22 protein-coding genes are annotated in these 19,634 nt (G+C 27.3%); 4 read left to right on the top strand and 18 right to left on the bottom strand.

Annotated elements, in window-relative coordinates:
* Positions 1 to 116: 116 nt before the first annotated feature.
* The 7 genes from IC213_RS10175 to IC213_RS10145 all read right to left on the bottom strand — a co-directional run bounded on the left by IC213_RS10175 (position 117) and on the right by IC213_RS10145 (position 6,222).
* Positions 117 to 539, bottom strand: a complete 423-nt coding sequence (locus IC213_RS10175) for a hypothetical protein (RefSeq protein WP_227434272.1) — start codon at positions 537 to 539, stop codon at positions 117 to 119.
* Positions 539 to 2,854 carry a hypothetical protein gene (locus tag IC213_RS10170; protein WP_227831195.1) on the bottom strand — a complete coding sequence of 772 codons (2,316 nt, stop codon included), beginning with the start codon at positions 2,852 to 2,854 and terminating at the stop codon, positions 539 to 541. Before IC213_RS10170 ends, IC213_RS10175 begins: the two co-directional genes overlap by 1 nt.
* A 193-nt stretch (positions 2,855 to 3,047) precedes the next feature.
* On the bottom strand, positions 3,048 to 3,494 hold the full coding sequence (locus IC213_RS10165; protein ID WP_227434269.1) for a phage tail assembly chaperone: 447 nt from the start codon (positions 3,492 to 3,494) through the stop codon (positions 3,048 to 3,050).
* 81 nt (positions 3,495 to 3,575) lie between these two features.
* Positions 3,576 to 4,004 carry a phage tail tube protein gene (locus tag IC213_RS10160; RefSeq protein WP_009896262.1) on the bottom strand — a complete coding sequence of 143 codons (429 nt, stop codon included), beginning with the start codon at positions 4,002 to 4,004 and terminating at the stop codon, positions 3,576 to 3,578.
* 13 nt (positions 4,005 to 4,017) lie between these two features.
* Positions 4,018 to 5,082, bottom strand: coding sequence for a phage tail sheath subtilisin-like domain-containing protein (locus tag IC213_RS10155; RefSeq protein WP_227434268.1), 1,065 nt, complete (start codon positions 5,080 to 5,082; stop codon positions 4,018 to 4,020).
* A gap of 4 nt (positions 5,083 to 5,086) precedes the next feature.
* Entirely contained in the window at positions 5,087 to 5,530 is a 444-nt protein-coding gene (locus IC213_RS10150; RefSeq protein ID WP_227434267.1) for a DUF6838 family protein, read from the bottom strand.
* Positions 5,531 to 5,781: 251 nt separating this feature from the next.
* Positions 5,782 to 6,222, bottom strand: coding sequence for a hypothetical protein (locus tag IC213_RS10145; protein ID WP_227831199.1), 441 nt, complete (start codon positions 6,220 to 6,222; stop codon positions 5,782 to 5,784).
* Between the two features lie 467 nt (positions 6,223 to 6,689).
* On the opposite strand from IC213_RS10145, the gene IC213_RS10140 reads away from it, so the two are divergent.
* The 3 genes from IC213_RS10140 to IC213_RS10130 all read left to right on the top strand — a co-directional run bounded on the left by IC213_RS10140 (position 6,690) and on the right by IC213_RS10130 (position 9,064).
* Complete coding sequence (locus IC213_RS10140; protein WP_227434265.1) at positions 6,690 to 7,010, top strand: XRE family transcriptional regulator; 321 nt, start codon at positions 6,690 to 6,692, stop codon at positions 7,008 to 7,010.
* Positions 7,011 to 7,092: 82 nt separating this feature from the next.
* Positions 7,093 to 7,599, top strand: coding sequence for an ImmA/IrrE family metallo-endopeptidase (locus IC213_RS10135; RefSeq protein WP_227434264.1), 507 nt, complete (start codon positions 7,093 to 7,095; stop codon positions 7,597 to 7,599).
* Positions 7,600 to 8,308: 709 nt separating this feature from the next.
* Positions 8,309 to 9,064, top strand: coding sequence for a peptidylprolyl isomerase (locus tag IC213_RS10130; protein WP_227434332.1), 756 nt, complete (start codon positions 8,309 to 8,311; stop codon positions 9,062 to 9,064).
* 148 nt (positions 9,065 to 9,212) lie between these two features.
* Here the strand turns inward: IC213_RS10130 and IC213_RS10125 are convergent, their stop codons facing one another.
* The 3 genes from IC213_RS10125 to IC213_RS10115 all read right to left on the bottom strand — a co-directional run bounded on the left by IC213_RS10125 (position 9,213) and on the right by IC213_RS10115 (position 11,601).
* Positions 9,213 to 9,641, bottom strand: a complete 429-nt coding sequence (locus IC213_RS10125) for a CBS domain-containing protein (RefSeq protein ID WP_227863049.1) — start codon at positions 9,639 to 9,641, stop codon at positions 9,213 to 9,215.
* 422 nt (positions 9,642 to 10,063) lie between these two features.
* Positions 10,064 to 10,264 (bottom strand): cold-shock protein, encoded by a 201-nt coding sequence (locus IC213_RS10120; protein WP_227434262.1) that lies wholly within the window; start codon positions 10,262 to 10,264, stop codon positions 10,064 to 10,066.
* 182 nt (positions 10,265 to 10,446) lie between these two features.
* The gene (locus IC213_RS10115) at positions 10,447 to 11,601 is read right to left on the bottom strand and encodes an amidase domain-containing protein (protein ID WP_227434261.1); all 1,155 of its coding nucleotides are present in this window, start codon (positions 11,599 to 11,601) and stop codon (positions 10,447 to 10,449) included.
* Positions 11,602 to 11,851: 250 nt separating this feature from the next.
* Between IC213_RS10115 and IC213_RS10110 the strand changes: the two genes are divergently transcribed.
* On the top strand, positions 11,852 to 12,673 hold the full coding sequence (locus IC213_RS10110; RefSeq protein WP_227851629.1) for a pyridoxamine kinase: 822 nt from the start codon (positions 11,852 to 11,854) through the stop codon (positions 12,671 to 12,673).
* Positions 12,674 to 12,753: 80 nt separating this feature from the next.
* Here the strand turns inward: IC213_RS10110 and IC213_RS10105 are convergent, their stop codons facing one another.
* The 8 genes from IC213_RS10105 to IC213_RS10070 all read right to left on the bottom strand — a co-directional run bounded on the left by IC213_RS10105 (position 12,754) and on the right by IC213_RS10070 (position 19,535).
* Positions 12,754 to 14,145 (bottom strand): sensor histidine kinase, encoded by a 1,392-nt coding sequence (locus IC213_RS10105; protein WP_227863048.1) that lies wholly within the window; start codon positions 14,143 to 14,145, stop codon positions 12,754 to 12,756.
* A gap of 132 nt (positions 14,146 to 14,277) precedes the next feature.
* A complete protein-coding gene (locus IC213_RS10100; protein WP_227863047.1) occupies positions 14,278 to 15,033 on the bottom strand; it encodes a lantibiotic immunity ABC transporter MutG family permease subunit in 756 nt (251 codons plus the stop codon).
* Position 15,034: 1 nt separating this feature from the next.
* On the bottom strand, positions 15,035 to 15,754 hold the full coding sequence (locus tag IC213_RS10095) for a lantibiotic immunity ABC transporter MutE/EpiE family permease subunit (protein WP_227434257.1): 720 nt from the start codon (positions 15,752 to 15,754) through the stop codon (positions 15,035 to 15,037).
* Between the two features lies 1 nt (position 15,755).
* A complete protein-coding gene (locus tag IC213_RS10090) occupies positions 15,756 to 16,463 on the bottom strand; it encodes a lantibiotic protection ABC transporter ATP-binding protein (RefSeq protein WP_227434256.1) in 708 nt (235 codons plus the stop codon).
* 125 nt (positions 16,464 to 16,588) lie between these two features.
* Entirely contained in the window at positions 16,589 to 17,119 is a 531-nt protein-coding gene (locus tag IC213_RS10085; RefSeq protein WP_227434255.1) for a hypothetical protein, read from the bottom strand.
* A 101-nt stretch (positions 17,120 to 17,220) separates the two neighbouring features.
* On the bottom strand, positions 17,221 to 18,294 hold the full coding sequence (locus IC213_RS10080; RefSeq protein WP_227434254.1) for a DUF4097 family beta strand repeat-containing protein: 1,074 nt from the start codon (positions 18,292 to 18,294) through the stop codon (positions 17,221 to 17,223).
* Positions 18,287 to 19,216, bottom strand: a complete 930-nt coding sequence (locus IC213_RS10075) for a DUF1700 domain-containing protein (RefSeq protein WP_227482261.1) — start codon at positions 19,214 to 19,216, stop codon at positions 18,287 to 18,289. The genes IC213_RS10080 and IC213_RS10075 overlap by 8 nt, the downstream gene beginning before the upstream one ends.
* Positions 19,203 to 19,535: a PadR family transcriptional regulator gene (locus tag IC213_RS10070; RefSeq protein ID WP_009889116.1), complete on the bottom strand. Its 333-nt coding sequence runs from the start codon at positions 19,533 to 19,535 to the stop codon at positions 19,203 to 19,205. Before IC213_RS10070 ends, IC213_RS10075 begins: the two co-directional genes overlap by 14 nt.
* Positions 19,536 to 19,634: the final 99 nt, after the last annotated feature.

Here is a 19,634-nt window from a genome sequence, read left to right as displayed (position 1 = left end):
CTACAATATTGCTTATATCATATATATTTCCGTTTTTTATGTGTACCCAAATCTTTATAATAAAAAATCACCTACCTTTTTGTTTAAACTTTGAGTAATTTTTTATAACAATTACGCTACTTTTTAGGATTTGCTCTAGGTATCTGTAGTCTTTTATATTCTCTTAAATCCAATGAAAAGTACACATCTCTTGTACCATCTTTTTCTTCATAGCTAAAACCTTCTATTATCACTTCCATATTTATATTTGTCTCTGTAACTGTAAATCTCAATATGAAACCTTCATTCATCCACCTTTGAATTTTATTTACACAATCATATGGTGATGGAAATCCTTTATAATTACAAAAAGAGTATTCCTTATTTGGAAAAAAACTAGATATATTTATACTTCTAAGGGCTACTCCTCCAAAGGTCGCTATTTCTCCAACTTTAAGTATATTTGATGAGTTTATAGTTGCTTTTCCATTTATACTTATTGAGGATGGTATTACTGGAAATCTGAATCTATCTTCAGCTTGTCTAAGCCACATTTCCATTATAAAACACCTCCTAGTTGTGCCATTTGTATGCTTGCAACTAATTTTGATGTTACTTTTTCAATATCAGCTTCTTCTCTAATAACTATTGTATCAGCTAATTTAGCTATACTTATATTTCCACCATTTTTTCCACTTCTATATTGATTTGCTTCTTGTTTAGTTAAAACCATTTCACCTTCATGAAGTCTTGTTGAAAAATCATTGTATGGTACATAATTTAAACCAAATGCATTATTTTTACCAGAATCACCAGCCTTTGTTCCAGCATATGGATCCTCTTTATAATTTTTTTTACTTTTTTCCACTAACTTTAAAACAGTTCCTGTAATACTTCCATTCTTTATCTTATTAACCATAGTTTGCCACCACTTACATATATCTTTAACTATTTTACACACTTTATCTAATATGTTAAAGAAAGCTCCTAATATTGGCTCTACAATTTTCCATCCTGTTTCTAACAAAGGCCCTAATGTCTCCCATACTGTTTTCCATATAACTCCTAATGTTTCTATAAAATTATTTATTTGAGGAGCATATTCTCCTAAAAAAGTAAAAATTCTTGTAATAATTGGGCTGACGGCTTCTACAACAGGTCCAATCAATTGAAATGCAGTTGTTACTACAGTACCAAATATACTTATTATACCTTGTGCAACTGGTGATTTATTGTTTATACTGTCTAATAATCCGTTAACAAGATTTACTATAGGAAGTAATGAATTTGTTAATGCTGTAAAATCAATATTTTGAGCAAGCATCTGACCTGTATTACCTATTGCCCCTGGAATATGCCCTAGTGCTGTAGCTGTCTGAGTTTCAATTGGATTTTGTTTATTTTCAGCAATCTTTTTTCCATTCATTACATCTGCTACTTTTTGAGAAAATCCACCCAAACTTTGTGGTACTTTTTCTAAAAATGAATTTATCTTTTCTAATCCACCTTGTAATATAGTATCAAATGGTTCAATCATGTTATTCAATCCCATATCAATGTAAGTTGATGCACTAGATAATAAACCAGGAATTGTAGAAGCCATTTCATTAGCTAATCCATTTTGCTTCTCCTTTATACCTTTAAGTGCATCATCAAATGTTTTATAATTTTCTCCAACCAAAGTATTTAGTGCATCCATATTACCCTTTGATGCACTTACAAAAGCTGCTGACACATCTTGTTCACTACTGGTATCCATATTTAATGCTCTGACATCTACCATAGCCTGAGTTATCTTCTTTGATTTACCAGCATCTCCTCCACCAATCATCATTGCCTTAGTACTCATTGAAATAACTTCACTAGGATCAAAGGGTGTTTTTAATGCAACATCTTTTACTATATCATCGTAATAATCATTAGCTTCAGACTTAGCTTTAGCCTTATTTTTAATTCCTGTAGTTCTTTGAACAACATTAGTTAAAACAGCTTTTTGATTTTGCCCTTTACCTACTAAATCTACACCTTTTTTTACAGCTTCACCTACTGAAAATCCATTAGTAATATCAGATATTTTGTCTTTTATTCCTCCTAATACACTACTTGCTTTATCTTTTATTGAAATAGCTCCACTCCACACTCTCCCAGCAAATTGCTTTAATTTTGATAAGGTACCTATTAAAACATTTTTAGCTAAGTCTTTAACTGAAATGGCACTAATCCATTTACTATTTTTAATTTTACTTAATATATTTAGTATATTTTGAACACTGTTACTTCCTTTTACATCCATCACTACTCTGCTATTAAAAATTTTATTCTTAAGTCCAGGTAATTTATCAGTAACCATTTTTTTGGGAACATCTATTGTTCTAGTTTTAACTCGCTGAACAATCTCTTGTACAGTTTTTATTTTTGTAGGTTTATTACGCTCGTCTTTATTAACCTCAGAATTATTATTTTGGGACCTTGCATTTGGATGTGTATCCCTTCCTTTTTTACTATTTGCAATTTGTGATAATCTAACTAACTTACTTCTAGCCTTTTCTGCCTCTCTTCCAATTGTCCCTAAATCTTCACTAAAATTTTTACTTGATGAATTTGAATTATTCATACTTGCATTCATTTTTTCTATAGAAGAATTTACACTTTTTATGCTATCTTTCATTTTTTTTATAGAAGAATTTACACTACTTATACTACTACTTGCGCTAGCCATAGAACTCTTAATATTATTTGCCATTGCATTTGTTGAAGGAGAAACAGATACAGTAACTCTTCTAAAAGTCTCAGTAACTGATATGATTTGCTTCATTTTTGGAGTGTAATTATCTGTAAGATACATATTTATACCTTCTTCTCTTACATTACCCACTATATACCACCTCCTGTCAAAGGACAAACTCCGTATCCATGCTTAATTTTTTCAACTTCCTCTTCAATTTCTAAGGCGAAAAAAGCTTCAATAAGCTTTAATTCGCCTTTATCCATTGCATAAAAAAGGGACGGTCTAATACCTTTTGTCTTCCAATAATAATACATTATTGTGGTCTTGGTATCCGTCCCTATTAGTTTTTTACCTCTTCTATGACTGCATTTTTACCATAACCCATTACATCTTGAAGGATTCTGTATAGATTAGTAATTTCACCTGGTAACAATAGCTTTCTTGCTAATTCCTTTGGAGTTGGAGCCTTAAATTTACTCATTAATTCCTTGTTTTTAAATAAAAGCTTTCCATCTAAATCACAAACACCTTCTATAATTGTAAGCATCTGCATCTCTGGTAAGTCTATATCCGTTTTCATATTTTCATCAATTTTAAGACAAGTATTTTGTATCTCCTCATCTTTACTTATTGTCAATGCTCTACACATTACTTTAAACTCTTGGCCAAATATATTAGATAATCTTTTTAGTTCAACTATAGTACTTGGTCTTTCTAAATTTTCTGTATCTACATTTAAAAGTAAGTCTACTATATTTATATTTTTTGATAATCCATTTTCACTCATTATTATCTACTCCTTTATCAATCAATTTCTATTAACTAACAGCATTTATTAACTATATATTTACTAACTATCCAGATAAAACTAAATTATATCAAGGAAGTCATACTCAGTAAATGTGAAAGGAGCTTCTATTTCTCCTTTTACTCCAACTTCCCAATCAGCTAAAGTTAAGTCATCAAAAGCTATATTTTTTACTGCTATTCTCTCCGCTCCATAAGAATCTGGGTCATTTAGCTTAGATATAGCTACAAATCTAGGTTCAGAACCTCTTTTTATCTTTTCTCCTATTAATTTATGCATTCTTGAGCTGACATGATATAAAGTTATTGAACCTTTTCCTTTATATCCCATATACTTCGTATCAGTTCCCATTTGACCTGCTATTATAATATCTTCCTTTGTAAATTCCATCTTTGCTTGAAATTTCTTTACTTCTGCTACTTTATCTCCATCAAGCCAAAGTTCTCCCCAAGTACCACTCATTACATTTCTAGCTTCCATATTTGCCATATTAATAATCCTCCTATATTTCTATTGATAAATCTATATCTTCCATAGCATCTAACATCTTTATTTTTGATGTTAAGAATACTTTTGAACCTGTATTAGCTTCTCTTAGTTCTTGCTCTTTCATATTAGATATATCTATATTTTTAGATTTTAAATACTGTTTTTGTGATTCTATATCTATATCTATAATTGAACCAGCTTCTATTAATTCTTCTTTTTCTAATTCTTCTAGATATTCTTTTATAGCTACTATTAATATACATTTATTATCATAACTATTAGGAATCTTGCCTATATAATCGTCTATTATTACTTTCTTTATATCATTATTTATAATATCCAAAGTGTCAACTATCTTGATTTTTTGGAACATCTCTCCTTTTTCTTCAGTTAAATCAGTTAAAGAATTTATTCCTCTAGCAATTCTTATAGCTCCAGCTTCTTTAATAAGGATAAGCTCTCCATTATTAACTTTTGACTCTGCATCAGCTTTAGTGCTTTTAGGTATATCAATAACATCACCAAGCTTAGTATAAGTTATTGATTGACTTAAAGGTGTTCCTGCTATAATACCAGCTATTCTACTCGTAAACTCCTCAGCACTATACTTCTTTGTTCCAACTAATGTATCTTCTGTAGTAAAATTAATTATTCCCTCATGATTTCCTGCAACTTTGCCCAATATCGCTTTAACTTTAACCTTATCTGTATCTCTAAGTTTAATTATCCAGCTTTTGATGACATTCTTATCAGCTTCTATTGCTTTAGGCATACATAAATAATTAAATTCTTTAGTTTCTAAAAAGTCTAAGGCACTTTGAACCTCTTCCTCTCCTCCTAACACATAAACTAGTACTTTATTTGGTGCATTGACATTTCCCATCAAAGCCATATTTATATAGTCTTTATTTTCAGCAGATAAATCAGCTGGTATATCTTCTTTTTCATGTATTTCATTAAATCCTAGTGCTTTGGTATCTTTAAGCACCATTGCAATTATTCCTCTAGCTGAACGCTCTTTAACAGTTGTAGCTAGCTCCTTAAATGATATATTGATACTTGGTAATCCTATAGCCATACTATCACTCTCCTAAGTTTAAATTTATTTCTTCCATATTTTCATATACTTCTTCTTCTTCATATACACTATCAAGAAAGTTTAATGTAATTGAAAAGTTCAATGTATAAATTGACTCCTCTTTTTTAATGCTTTGTTCAATTTTAGCTATATTTAATTTTCTATCTCTTACATTTACAGTTCTATTAAATAGCTTATCAAGTTCATCTGAAACTTCATACATTCTTATATTATTTGATTGTGGTCTTGGTAAATACTTTATAGACATAACAACATCTTTGTTGTTTGTCTTTAACATTATGGGTGTACAAAGAACTGATACCATACTTACAAAAAAACAAGACCCTTCTGAACCTTGCATACTTTCATCATCAATAAAAATACTTTCATCAAAACTTTTTTTAAGTATATCAATAATTGTTTCTAATATTTCTTTGTTTTTAAGCAAATAATCACCACGCTATCACTAAATATTTTTTTACTTAATGTGGCAAACTTCTTATGAGTAGCATAAGTAATTTTTAAAGATACATCTAATTTCTCTATTGTTATGTTCCCTCTATATTTTTAGGTAATATCATGTTTCTCAATTCCTCACCTCCCTCACTATAGATTTCTTTCACAATAACATTATCTCATGTATTTCAGTGGGTGTTGTTGCTATAGTGTGTATAAAGTGTTGTAAAAGTGTTATGTTTTTTATAATATTTCACTTAATTTACAAATCATCTTTTTCTTTAAGTTGTAGCAAGAAGTTCTATCTAAATGCAATTTCATAGAAATATAGGTCATATTATTTTTAGTCTTACTATTATAAAAGAGATTAAAAAATTCCATCTCCATATCATTTAGACAAGTTAGAGCATTTTCTATTTTTTCCTTTTCTATTTCTATATCATCTTTTTCCATTTTTAATTTTCTTAATCTCTCCTCTTTTTTTACAACTTCATTTTCAACAGAAGAACTTATATTATATGTAGTACTAGTTTTTTCAGTATAAACTACAGCTCCACATCCAAAGTATTCATTTTCACATCTTTTTATATCTAGGTTAATATTCTTTATCTTTACATCCAAATACTTGTAATTATGTAATCTTTCATCTACTTCCTTAAGTAATATATCTTTTTTATTATCCATTGTATTTCTCCTTTTTATATTTTATTGTCTTTAGCCTTAACTTTATAATGATAGTTTCTAATCAATAGCCTTATTGCAAGTTCCACAAACTTTAAAGAACATTTTGTTCTATATATATTCAAAAAATTTTATTCATATTTTGTTCTGAAATAACAGAATTTTTTATGCAAAATGAATCATAACTTTTTATGTCTATTTCTACTCTTGATATATAATTATTTGTAATTCCCGCTTTCTCCAAATTTAGTTTGCGACAACCTTATAGATTCTCTGTAACCTTTTAAATTATTTTTAAACATACTTTTCTCCTCCTAGTATAATTAAGAATATTTTGTTCTTATCTATATTCATTATATAGAATTATTTGTTCTTTATCAATATTTTTTAGAAAAAATCATTCTTTTTTCTTTTATTAGTTTTAATTTTTAGAACAATTTGTTATAATTTATACATAAGGTGGTGTTATAATGTTTGCCAAAAGATTAAGAGAACTTAGAAAGGAATTTGGATTTACTCAAAGAGAACTTGGTGAAAAAGTAGGAGTTTCTCAAAGAGTTTTAGGATACTATGAAACAGAAAACAGATTTCCTGATGAACATATTTTAAATAAATTGGCTGATGTATTTAATGTATCAGTTGATTACCTTCTTGGAAGAACCTTGGTTAAGGAAAATATTGACACTGTTGCGGCACATAGAAAAAATCCACATGAAGACTTACCTGAAGAAGCTCAAGAACAACTTAATGATTATATAGAATTTTTACTAAATAAATATAAAAAAAAATAAACTATATAATGAGCAGATTTATTTCTCTGCTCTTTTAATATAACTTTTCATCAAACATACATTCTATATTAGGGGGATTTTTATGAATAATTTGGATAAACTTTTTGAATTAGCTTCTCAGGAAGAGATAATAATTCATTATACCACTCATATTGCAGGTGACTTAGAAGGATTATATATAAACAGGCATGGTATAAAAGTTATATCATTACTCAGTAACTTAAAACAAAATACCAATAAACTTACATCCATATTAGCAGAGGAACTTGGACATCATTTCACTAGTTTTGGATACTATATATCCTCTTATAATGATTATTACACAAAAATCATTATAGATAAATGTGAAAATAAAGCTTTAAAATGGGCTTGTGAATTTTTAATTACAGAAGAAGATATAATAAATATAATTAATTCTGGTATTACTTGTGTTTATGAAATGGCTGATATGCTTAATGTAGATATCAAATTTTTTCAAAAAAGATTGGAATTCTTATCATTAAAAAAACAAACTTTACCACTTGGTAATAATAAATATCTTGTATTAACTAATTTGCCATATTTCTACATATTTGATCCAATTTCATAATAAAATGGTAGTAATTTTAATTGACTTAATAGCAAAAATCTATATATTTATTTTAGCAAATTTTGGTTTCTATAAACTCAATATTAATATATAATAATGATAGCACATTATTTAAAATTCTAAAAACAAATACATGCTTTTTTAAGAAAGGTTGTTTGATGAATGTATAAAGAAAAGTTTTTTGATAATTATTTTAAGTTCTTAGCACTATTTTTTTGGCCAATTATGTGGTATAAGTGGATAGTAATTTCAAATGGTACTCTTGAAAATACATTATTTACTGCTTATACAATTGTTGCAATTATTTACATCATTTTATACTCAATATTTATAATAAAATATAAAGACATTACACAAATAGATTTCTTTTACAGGATAAGCACTTTACTTGCATTCATATTTACTCTTTTTAGTTTCTTGATATATCCAAAGAGTTTATTTTTCTTGTATCTAAAGATAGTTTTTACTGGAATATATTTTTATTATTCAATAGTAAAAACACTTAAATTTAAACATGAAGAAGGAATAGTGGGAATTATGGCCTCAATTCTATTGATTGTAATCACCTTGTTCTATTAAATCTAAGTCTATTTGACTTAATATGACTTTAAATGTTAGACATATACATCGTTTTCTGATATTATTTAAGTTGGTAGCTTTATATTAATAATGAAATACACTATAAAAGGAGTTAACTATTATGGAAAATATGGAAAAAAAAGTTTTAGTAACAGTTGGAGAAAAAGAGATAACTAATATTGATATTGAAAATGCATTAAAATCATTAGATCCTTATCAAGCAATGCAATTTAAAACTGAAGAAGGAAAAAAACATTTATTAAATGATTTAGTAAACCAAGAACTATTCTTCTTAGATGCTAAGGACGAAAAATTAGATGAAGAAGAAGTGTTTAAGTTAGAAATGAAAAAAATAGAAGCAAATGTATTAAAGCAATTTGCTATAAATAAAGTTTTATCTAGTGTTGATGTAACAGAAGATGAAAAAGTAAAATTCTTTGAAGCTAATAAGAGTTCTTTTTCTAAACCAGAAAGTGCAACTGCTAAACATATACTAGTAGATAGTGATGAAAAAGCTAAAGAAATACTTGCTCAAATAAAATCAGAAGAAATATCTTTTGAAGATGCTGCTGTTAAACATTCTTCTTGCCCATCTAAAGATATGGGTGGTGATTTAGGAACATTCGGTAGAGGACAAATGGTTCCTGAGTTTGAAGAAGCTGTATTCTCTATGGCTAAAGGTGAAGTAAGTGAACCAGTTAAAACTCAATTTGGATACCATATAATAAAGTTAGAAGACCTTCAAGAAAGTACAGAATCTACATTTGATGAAGTTAAAGATGAAGTTGAAAAAAGTTTATTATACCAAAAACAAAATGAAGTTTATGGAAATAAAATAAATTCTCTTAATGCTAAATATGGAAATCTTGTAAAATACAACGACTAATAATAAAACAACAGATAAAAAAGGCTGTCTTATCTATAATTTTTAGAAAAGACAGCTTTTATATTAAAGTTTAAGAATTTAATTTCATATTATTATTCTTTTATTACAAAGAATAGAAGTAGAAACTTGAAAAGTTTCAAAAAATTTTCTAATTATCATCTGCTAAATTTTTATATCCACGTATTATCTCATAACAATAACCTATTACATCTCTTCTTTTTATTATCCCAATAAATGTATCTTGGTCATCTATAACAGGAATAAAATTTTGATTTAAAGATTTTATTACTAAATCTTCAATATCTGCATTGATGGAAACAGGAGAATTATCCATTTTTCTATTTATATCTGTTACTGAAACATCTTCCAATCCTTTTAGGTCCAGATTTAAGTCGTTTTTTAATGTCCATAAAAAATCACCTTCTGTTATAGTTCCAATATATTTACCCTCTTTGCTTATTATTGGAATTGCAGAGTATTTGTGATATTCCATTTTTTCTAGGGCTTGCCTTATAGTGTAGTCTTCATATATATATGCTACTTCACTTTTTGGTGTTAGAAAGAATAATATGTTCATTACACTACCCACCGTTACCGAAAACTTATAAATATTATCCAATATTTATAATGTTACTTTTTTGCAGTAACTTTCTCCTTTCTCATTTTCTAAGTATTTTTTAGATACTATACGCTGTAACAAGCGTTTTTCTTTTAATAGCTTTAAATGTCTATACTTTATTAATATTTTTATATGGTCTATCAGCGTCACTTATTCTTTTTATAGAAAATTAACTAGAGGTTAATTGACTTAAACTTAGCCATAATAATTTTACTCTACACTATTAATTTTAACATATTTATCTTATTATTAATGCCTTTATTTTAATAATTTTAATTTATTTTGCAATTAATTTAGTTTACAAAAAACTGAAAAAACCGCTAAACGATTAGCGGCTTATCTGTCATATTACTAGAATACTAATATATATGAATTTTTAATTATAATCTAACTACGTTAGCAGCTTGAGGACCTTTAGCTCCATCCACTACTTCGAATTCAACACTTTGTCCTTCTTCTAATGATTTGTATCCATCTCCTGTTATAGCTGAGAAATGTACGAAAACATCTCCTTCACCTTCTACAGATATAAATCCAAATCCTTTTTCATTGTTAAACCATTTAACTACACCAGTTTTCATTAATAAATCCTCCTAAAAAAACACAATTATTTAGCTACTCTTTTCTGTAACCTTATTACTACTTTATCATATATAGCTATGTTTGTCAATTATTATTATTTTTATACATTAACAATCATTTTTTTTAATTTATAATATTAAATCATTGTTATCTTTTATACTTTATTTTTCTTTATAAATTTTTAATAGTTTATTTTTATTATATGGAATCTTATAGATTTATCACTCCAACCTAAATCCCATGGCACAAGCATTCTATCAGTATTATGACAGGTTACCAAAGGATATCCTCTTGAATCCAATCCCGTTACAGTCGAAACATGTGTTATTCTACCTTTTTTTTCATATCCTACAAAATCTCCAGGACGTAGATTATAAGCTTCTTTGTAAACATCTTCGTAAGAACCTTTAGCTATTAATGAACCTCTTCCACTATAGAGAGCATAATTTTTAAAAGCTTGCGCATTTACCCATGCTTTTGTTCCTGCTCTTTCACTATAATTCCAGATTGAATTTTTCTTAAACTTTCCACTTTCAAACATTATCTGTGATGCAAAGTTGGCACAATCTCCACCTTCTGGATTATAATCTCTATAATTTGGATTAAACTTCATACCATGTTCTTCATCTGCTGCTGCTCCACAGTATTTATGTGCATAATCTATAGCCTTCTTTTGCTCTTCTGTAAGCTGTAACTCTACAGCATTTTGTTGACCAATATAGCTTCTTATATCATCAGATTTTATATTTTCTAAATTTAAAGAATCTGCAAAAGGGTCTGTATACCACTCTTTAGTTATTACATATTGATTATCTATGATTTTTACATTTAGATAGTGATATGTACCTATTCTAAATACATTTTCTTTGTCCTTTTGATTTTCATATGAGTACTTATACTCAGTTGATACAGAACATATTATGCCATATAAGTCTTTTTCTTTTTCTTTTATTTTTTTAACTTTGACTCTTGTCTTTATGTCTTTAAACTTTACACCTTGTTTACTAGACCAATTTTCTAAATACTTCATCTTTTTTACTTCATTTTCATAAGCCCAAAGACCAAACTTTTTTTCTGTTTCATAAAGACCTTTTAAAATATTTTCATTTTTCTCTAATATTGCCTTATTTCTGTAGTCAAATAAATTTTCAAGCAATAACTTATACTGGTCTTTTACATCATCACCTTCAACAGTAGCAGATTCTATAACTTTTTCTTTCATATTTTTCATACTTAAATCATTAATTAAAAATACACCTGCTGTAGTAGCTAAAGATAAAAATACAAATGCCATTATACCTTTGATGTACTTATTTTTATTTTTCAGTATTTTCAAAGCTACACCTCCCAAATAGTACACCTTACGAATAAATTCACAAAAAAGCTATTATTATATACAATAATTTTCATATTTAATAATTCTCTATCTTATTATGTCCAATATTAAAAATTAATTGTATTGATACACTGTTTTTTTTACAAATTTTTATTTTATAATCTACTTTTTTCTTTTTTTTATAGTAATATATATGTATATAAATATTTTGATATCATTATGATTAATACATACTAATGGAGGGTTTTTTATGCAAAAAAAAGTCGCAGCAATTAATGACTTATCTGGAATAGGAAAATGTTCATTATCAGTTGCTATACCTATACTTTCAGCATTAAAGGTTCAATGTTGTCCATTTCCAACAGCTATACTTTCAAGTCAAACTGGTTATCCTGAGTTTACATTTTTAGATTGCACTGATGAGATGGTAAAATATTCAACTGTTTGGAAAAATTTAAAAGTCAACTTTGATAGTATATATAGTGGTTTTTTAGGTTCAAAACATCAAATTGAAATAGTGGCAAACTTTATAAATGATTATCCAAATGCTTTTATCGTAGTTGACCCTGTAATGGGTGATAATGGAATTATGTATCCAATCTTTACAGAAGAAATGAGACATGAAATTAAAGAATTAGTTAGACATTCAGATTTAACTACTCCTAATTTAACAGAAGCTTGTTTCTTAACTGGAAATGACTATACAAAAAAGGATTATAATAGAGATGAACTTATAAATATTGCAAAGTCTGTATCTTCTTTAGGACCTAGTAAAGTTGTAATCACAGGTATATTAGAAGATGATAATATATTAAATTTAGCTTATGATAGAGATACTGACCATATATTCTTTACTTCTGTTAAATACAATAACTGTTCTTATAGTGGAACTGGAGACATATTTACATCTATACTTTGTGGTATGCTAGTGAATAACCATGACTTAGGAATAGCTGTTAATACTGCAACAGATTTTATATATAAAACGATAAATTATACGTCTCAATTTAACACTGATAGAAATGATGGAGTGATGTTCGAAAACTTTTTATCAGATTTAATTAATATATAAAATTAACCACAAAAATTATCCATTTTACAAATACCTACCAAGTATATAAAATTTAGGTATTTATAAAATGGATATAATTATTAAATTATTGGTATTTCAATTGTTATCATTGCTCCACTAGTTTTTATAGAATTTTCAACATTTAAATTACCATTATGTTTTTGTATAATAGTATTTGCAATGTATAGACCCATACCATAATGAGATTTAGAGTTCCTACTCGAATCGCCTGTATAAAACTGTTCTGTAGCTTTTGATAAATCTTCCTTAGAAAAACCTCTTCCACAATCTGTAATTACAAATTTTAAATATCTTTGATTTACTAATACATCAAAATATAACTTACTTTGATTTGTTGAATAATCAATAGCATTTGAAATTATATTCATAATAGCTCTAAATAATAATTCTCTATCTATTGTTATATTCTTAGGTAAATCATCTTGCTTATAAAATTCCACATCTAAACTTTTTGTACTGGAGAGTGCTTCTATTTGCACCAAAACATCCTCTATAAATTTATCAATATTAATACTTTCTTTATTAATTGTATAACCTTTATCTGCTTTAGATATGTATATTAGAGTGTTAATATATTTTTCTATCTGAGTAACACCATTTGCTATATATTCCATATATTCTGATAGCTCAGGATTGTCATTTATTTCAATCAATAAATCCGCATTTCCATGTATAATGGTTAATGGGGTCTTTATATCATGTGCTAATGCAGATATCTGTTCTTTTCGAGTTTCTTCCAGTCTCCACTGCTTTTCTAGAGAATCTTTTAATGCTAGCTTCATTTTTTCTATAGAAAAGAGAACATTATCAATTTCATAAATATCACTAGATTCTATTGTAAAATCTAAATCTTGCTGTTGTATTTTTTCTGTAGCATTTTTCAAAAGGTCCATTTTTGCATTAATTTTTTTACCAAAAGATTTTGATAGTATAACCATTTCAATAAAAAATGCTACAACAAAAATAATTATCCCTAATACTTCTGGCTTTGGCAAATATTTTCTTAAAGCTGGAGAATTGAATTCTGATACTATATCATATCTTATTATACATACTTCATTTTGTCTAAAAAGTTTTATATAATTGTCTGACGAATGTCCACTTTTTACTTCAATACCTTTCATTAAATTCCAGGTTTTTTTTGCTTCTTTATTATTAAAAGTTCCCGAAGTCAATTTACCATCTAAAGTGTAGATTCCATAGTCACAAAAATCTGGTATTATATCTTTAGTTACTTTTTCACTTGAAATAATTTCATCTTTATATTTGTAGATTTGCTTTTCTGTATAATTGGATGGCAACACTACTCCTAATGATAATAACACAGAAAACAAAAATACTAAAAGAACTCCCAAAGTAATTGTTGTAACAAAGAATACAGACAAATATCTTACAAAAATAGTTCTTAACTTTACAACTTTTTTATTATTAGACTTTTTTTTCCGAAACATTCGTATCATATCCTCCAAACAGTTTAATTAACACCTAAGCAACTGTATATCTGATTATTTTTATCTCTTTTCTGTTATCAAATTATACTATAATATAATAATACAAATAATCTAAATAAACAATTAATTATTTTATTCTTCAGATTTCTTACCCTCCCATTTAGAGAACCATATACATAAAATTGCAAATGTAAAAATAGTTGCAAAGCCACAAATTAAACCTATTGACTGAAACTCTTGAATTGATTCAATTTCTTTAGAACTTGAAAAAGATGCCCAAACACTTACAAATCTAACACCCCATGCACAAGGAATATACTGCCATATACCATCTCCTAGTCCAGTTAGTAATAATGCTGAAAGTAAAGTCTCCACTATACCTACTCCAATTGATGTTCCTTTTCCAAATCTCAAACTTAAGAATAAATGTAATATATATTCAAATAGATTACTTCCTGCTAAAATTAAAATTGAAATCATATAAAAACTTAGTGTAAAATGATTATTATTAAAAATAGTATCTATACCAAATTCAAAACCTAACACAGAAACTAATGTTGCTCCAAAACCAAGGCATATTAAAATTACATATTTACTTATAATTGTAAGGTATTTTGGATTAGATGATGTTAGTATATGCTTATAATTTCCTGAGTAATATTCTTGTTCAACGCACATTGAACACATAATACTTGATAATAAAGGGAAAGCTATAGCTATAACTTGTAAATATGCTACTATCTTTGATATACTATCATAACCTGAAATATTGTAATATCCTAAAAATAAGCCTATTCCTACTAATGCAATACAAAAGTGTATTAGTACTATGTAAGTTCTTTTTAGTTTTATCAAGTCAGAATTAAATAGTCTTATTAGTTGTGCCATATTATTTCACCTCTCTATTTTTAAACCAAGCACTTGTAGCTAAAGTAAATAATATAAATAAGGCAATAGATATTAATATCCCTGGTAAAATGACATTAGTGCTTAAAAGTTCATTTCCTTCTGGTACAGGAAGTCCATTTGGTAAGATATGCAATATTGCAGCCATTAATCTTGATGGAATTGAATATGGAAATAAACACCATGAACTTGTAGTTGAAAAAACTGCTACTCCAAATACAGTGAAAAACATATTTATTAAAACTGTAATAAACAAACCAAATTTTGAGGCTAAAAACATACAAAGTGGAATTTGCCACATAAATAGTAAGATAAGTACTATAGTTCCAATAATATTTTGATTTATTAAAATAGTTTTCTTATAAACTACTCCAATAAAAACTATCCCTATCATGAAAATAATTGAAGATATACAAAGTATAATGGTACAATAAAGTATTTTTCCAGTCCAGATATTTTTTTTGTCAACTGGCAATGACAATACACCTCGATACTTCTTTTTTTCATCTTTTTGTACTACTAAAGAACAAATCAAAGTTATTGCTCCTGGAAGAAACATAGTATACCACCAATTGTAAGCACCATTTTGTCCTCCACCTAGTCCAAAGCAGATAAGTATAGAAAATATTGGGGCTATCCAAGACAATCTCATTCCAAAAGTTCCTTTCATCTTTAGGAATTCTGCTCTAACAAATCTTTCCATGTTACTTACCTCTCTTTCTATTTTCAGCTACGACTTTCATAAAAAGTTCTTCTAAATTTTGTTCCCTTGATACTTCTCCTTGATACCCTATTACTCCATTAGAAATTATTCCAATTTCATCTACAACTTGCTCAACCTCAGATAAAATATGACTTGATAAAATAACTGTAATTCCTTGTTTTGGAAAAGAACGAATCAGTTCTCTAAGTTCCTCAATTCCAATAGGGTCAAGTCCATTTGTAGGCTCATCTAAGATTAAAAGTTTTGGGTGATTTAATAATGCAATAGCAATACCAAGACGTTGCTTCATACCCAGAGAAAACTGACCTGAACGCTTTTTAAAAGTATCTCTTAAATCAACAATCCCTAAAACTTCTTCAATGCGAGAGTCATGAAGACCAAGTAATGTAGTATGAACTTTTAAATTTTCTCTTGCTGTTAAATTCTCATATATCGCAGGTGATTCAATAAGAGACCCAATGTTTGCTAAATCTTTTCTAGTCCATCTATGACCTTCAAATAATATCTTCCCAGAAGTGGGGTTTAAGATTCCTGTTATCATTTTTAATAAAGTGGATTTCCCAGCTCCATTCGGTCCTAATAATCCATAAATAGAATTATGTTTAATTGCAATTGAAATATTATCAACTGCAACCTGCTCCTTAAACTTTTTAGAAACTCCTTTTACTTCCAAAATATAATTACTCATAATTTTCATCCTTTCTTTTGTCAAACTTATTTACAAGAATCATTCTAAATCATAAATATAAGGATTTTATAAGAATTAAAAAATTATAAAAAAATGATGTGCTTTTAAATAAAACACATCATTTCTTATTTTAACTCTATTAATTCTCCATTGTAGTATATCTCTACTTCTTCAATCCAAATACTATTATCATCTTCTTGAATGACATTTTTGATAATATTATTTATAGTATATATTATATTTTGTTCATTTAAATAATCATCTTTCCAAGAAACTCTCCCCTTTTCATCAGGTTCAACTAAGTTTATCTTAACTAGACTATCTTTTTCCTGAACTTCTACTTCCATATCTAAACCATTAAAATACTCATGTGATAAAGTATCTAAGATTAACTGTAGTTTTTCTTTTAATGTACTTTCTTCATCTATTTGTAAGTATTTTACTATCTTTTCATCCTTTGAAACTATCTCTATAGGTATTTTAGCTGTTCTTCTAGGATTAATTGTATCAGTTTCTTCTTTGATATCTTCACCTTTCTTTACAACTGCAGAATCTCTAGAATCAACCAATTCTACTTTGTCAACTTTATAATCCATACATGCTGTACTCAATAAAGTAGTAGCAATTATTAAAAAACTTACTGCTATTTTATTCATAAGTATCCCTCTCCCAATTCTATTTCGATACTTATTATACCATAGTATAGACTATATTTTTATACTTTTAGGTCAATTTATTAATTATAGTAATGAATTATTTACATTTCTAATTTATTTGAATTTATTTTTATAGTATACTCTTGTTCTAAATTCGACAAGTTTTCATTTAAAAGCCCTTTTATTTCTCTTATATTTTTATATGCGTTATGATTTTCTTCACTGTGTTCATATTCAATTGAACTATCATTGTATTCTTCTGACTCATCATTAATTTCTTCTATTCTTTCTTTAGATTTTATATCGCAATTAAACTTATACTTATTTACTGGTAGACTAAGACTTACTTTAGAATTTGGAACCTCTATATCTAAATTTTTAGCAATTGGAAAATCACAATATATGCTAAAGTTGTTATCGTAATGTGAATTTCTACCTATTTTTTCTTTTATATTTATATTTTCAGGTATATATTGTTCTACATTATTGACAAATATGTCTTCATATTCTGAAGATATATCTAATGATTCTGTTTCTATATTTACGTTTTTAACACCTAAAACTGATTTTGTAGATAATTCAAGATTATTGCTAGATATTAAGTTTAATGTATCTAGTTTATTTATATTATTTTCAGTTATAACTCTCTCAAATCTTCCATAAGAAGTCTTATATGTTATATTGCTTGAAGCTACATTATCATATACTAATAAAGATGAATCTACACTTGATACATTTATATCTACATTATTTGGTACATAGATTACTATTTCCCTATAATCTCCTGAAAACATATTATTTATAGATGTATTGAATAATTGGTCAAAATTTTTAATTTTTTTAACACGATTTTCATATTTTCTTTCACCTTTTACAACTAATGTCTTATCCTTTAAAGTTACATTATATTTGTAAAATTCATTGTTTCCTCTTGTTGTCACACGTACATCTTCACTTGAATGTCTCTTTATCGTAACATTTATATTGCCAACAGATACATCTAACTTGTCAATATTTACTTTTTCTTGATAAAGTTTATTTTCCTTTTTGAATTCAGCTTCTTTTTCGAGTCCAAAGTTTATTAAGCTTGGCATAACTAAAATCCCTGACCATGTTGTTCCAATTATACCTATTACCAATAAAACCGCAGCAAATATGGCAAGTTTCTTATTCATGTTTATCTTCTCCTTTCTTATCATCTATTTCTTCAAAATCTTTATACATTGCCTCAAAATTTATACTATCATCGTTGTAATTATCAGATTCCTTTATATTCTCTTCTTTTTCTATATTACAATAATCATCATATAAATCTTCATTACTATCTTTATTTAAATCTTTCTCACTTAAAGTATCCTTATTTCTTTTTTCCATCTTTTTATTTGCATTTATATAAATGTTTTTTCTCTTTATCCAATTTATATAACTGCCTAACAATTGTTTACCTAACTTTATAACAAACAGTAAAATTTGCCATGCCAGTATCTCTAAACCTATAAATGCTATAGTCGCAAATATACAAAACATTGTAACATCTGGAACCATTGAAATAAATTTAATCACAAATGGAATTGATATGACAAAAGCAATCAATGTACATACTAACCCAATAGCAACTGAAATAATAGCACATACAAATGCAAATGCTGGAATAATCAATAATAAGGATAAAAATACTAATAAAATCTTTATAGCTTCTCTAGATACTCCTCCGACACCTTCTTCTATACTTGGAGTAAGCTTATCATTTACTCTTTCTTTCGATTTATTGTACTTTTCTTTAGCTTCATCTTTTAAAATAGAATAACCCTTTTTCATATCTAACTTGAATTTACTAAACTTATCATTTAAAATATCTGTGTTTATTATTTTTTCATCTTCAATGTTTTTTTCTTTTGTCTGTAGAATAAGTTCTCTTGCTATAGATTTTGGTGAACCAAGTGATGCTATTATTTCCATATCACTCTTTCCCTCTATAATCCCATCTACAAAATATTCTTCATAATCTCTCAATATATCATTAACTTCGCTCTCAGAAAAATCCTTTTTTAGATAATCCTTTAAAATTTCCAGAAACTCAGTTTTATTCAAGTTCATTACCTCCCTCATCTTCACTTATTAAAATCTCAACAGCTTTTACAAATTCTCTCCACTCTTCCATCAGATTGGATAAGTTTTCTTTTCCTAGTGAAGTTATTCTATAGTATTTTCTAGCAGGACCCTCATTAGATTCTAGTATATACGTTTCAAAATACAAATCTTTTGTCAGTCTTCTTAGAATAGGATATATCGTTCCTTCATTTACATCTATTACTTTGGAAATATTATGTACTATTTCATATCCATACATATCTTTTTTAGATATTAGAGCAAGTACACAAATTTCTAAGACACCCTTTCTAAATTGTGTGTTCATATACTCCATCCTTTCTTTAAATACACAGTATTGTGTTTTACAAGGTACTATGTTAAAACTTCTTATGTTTTTATAATAACACAGTACTATGTTTTACAC

This window comes from Clostridioides sp. ES-S-0049-02, assembly GCF_020658465.1.
Classification (GTDB): domain Bacteria; phylum Bacillota; class Clostridia; order Peptostreptococcales; family Peptostreptococcaceae; genus Clostridioides.
Note: the sequence above shows the minus strand (reverse complement) of the source record. Positions and strands in the feature narration are given on the sequence as shown.

Excerpts from the sequence above, each read along its gene's own strand:
- IC213_RS10080 (WP_227434254.1), bottom strand. The coding sequence starts at position 18,294 with ATGAATAAGAAACTTGCCATATTTGCTGCGGTTTTATTGGTAATAGGT.
- IC213_RS10125 (WP_227863049.1), bottom strand. The coding sequence starts at position 9,641 with ATGAACATATTATTCTTTCTAACACCAAAAAGTGAAGTAGCATATATA.
- IC213_RS10085 (WP_227434255.1), bottom strand. The coding sequence starts at position 17,119 with ATGAATAAAATAGCAGTAAGTTTTTTAATAATTGCTACTACTTTATTG.
- IC213_RS10160 (WP_009896262.1), bottom strand. The coding sequence starts at position 4,004 with ATGGCAAATATGGAAGCTAGAAATGTAATGAGTGGTACTTGGGGAGAA.
- IC213_RS10165 (WP_227434269.1), bottom strand. The coding sequence starts at position 3,494 with ATGAGTGAAAATGGATTATCAAAAAATATAAATATAGTAGACTTACTT.
- IC213_RS10175 (WP_227434272.1), bottom strand. The coding sequence starts at position 539 with ATGGAAATGTGGCTTAGACAAGCTGAAGATAGATTCAGATTTCCAGTA.
- IC213_RS10135 (WP_227434264.1), top strand. The coding sequence starts at position 7,093 with ATGAATAATTTGGATAAACTTTTTGAATTAGCTTCTCAGGAAGAGATA.
- IC213_RS10110 (WP_227851629.1), top strand. The coding sequence starts at position 11,852 with ATGCAAAAAAAAGTCGCAGCAATTAATGACTTATCTGGAATAGGAAAA.
- IC213_RS10070 (WP_009889116.1), bottom strand. The coding sequence starts at position 19,535 with ATGAACACACAATTTAGAAAGGGTGTCTTAGAAATTTGTGTACTTGCT.
- IC213_RS10155 (WP_227434268.1), bottom strand. The coding sequence starts at position 5,082 with ATGGCTATAGGATTACCAAGTATCAATATATCATTTAAGGAGCTAGCT.
- IC213_RS10130 (WP_227434332.1), top strand. The coding sequence starts at position 8,309 with ATGGAAAAAAAAGTTTTAGTAACAGTTGGAGAAAAAGAGATAACTAAT.
- IC213_RS10075 (WP_227482261.1), bottom strand. The coding sequence starts at position 19,216 with ATGAACTTGAATAAAACTGAGTTTCTGGAAATTTTAAAGGATTATCTA.
- IC213_RS10100 (WP_227863047.1), bottom strand. The coding sequence starts at position 15,033 with ATGGCACAACTAATAAGACTATTTAATTCTGACTTGATAAAACTAAAA.
- IC213_RS10105 (WP_227863048.1), bottom strand. The coding sequence starts at position 14,145 with ATGTTTCGGAAAAAAAAGTCTAATAATAAAAAAGTTGTAAAGTTAAGA.
- IC213_RS10145 (WP_227831199.1), bottom strand. The coding sequence starts at position 6,222 with ATGGATAATAAAAAAGATATATTACTTAAGGAAGTAGATGAAAGATTA.
- IC213_RS10095 (WP_227434257.1), bottom strand. The coding sequence starts at position 15,754 with ATGGAAAGATTTGTTAGAGCAGAATTCCTAAAGATGAAAGGAACTTTT.
- IC213_RS10140 (WP_227434265.1), top strand. The coding sequence starts at position 6,690 with ATGTTTGCCAAAAGATTAAGAGAACTTAGAAAGGAATTTGGATTTACT.
- IC213_RS10120 (WP_227434262.1), bottom strand. The coding sequence starts at position 10,264 with ATGAAAACTGGTGTAGTTAAATGGTTTAACAATGAAAAAGGATTTGGA.
- IC213_RS10090 (WP_227434256.1), bottom strand. The coding sequence starts at position 16,463 with ATGAGTAATTATATTTTGGAAGTAAAAGGAGTTTCTAAAAAGTTTAAG.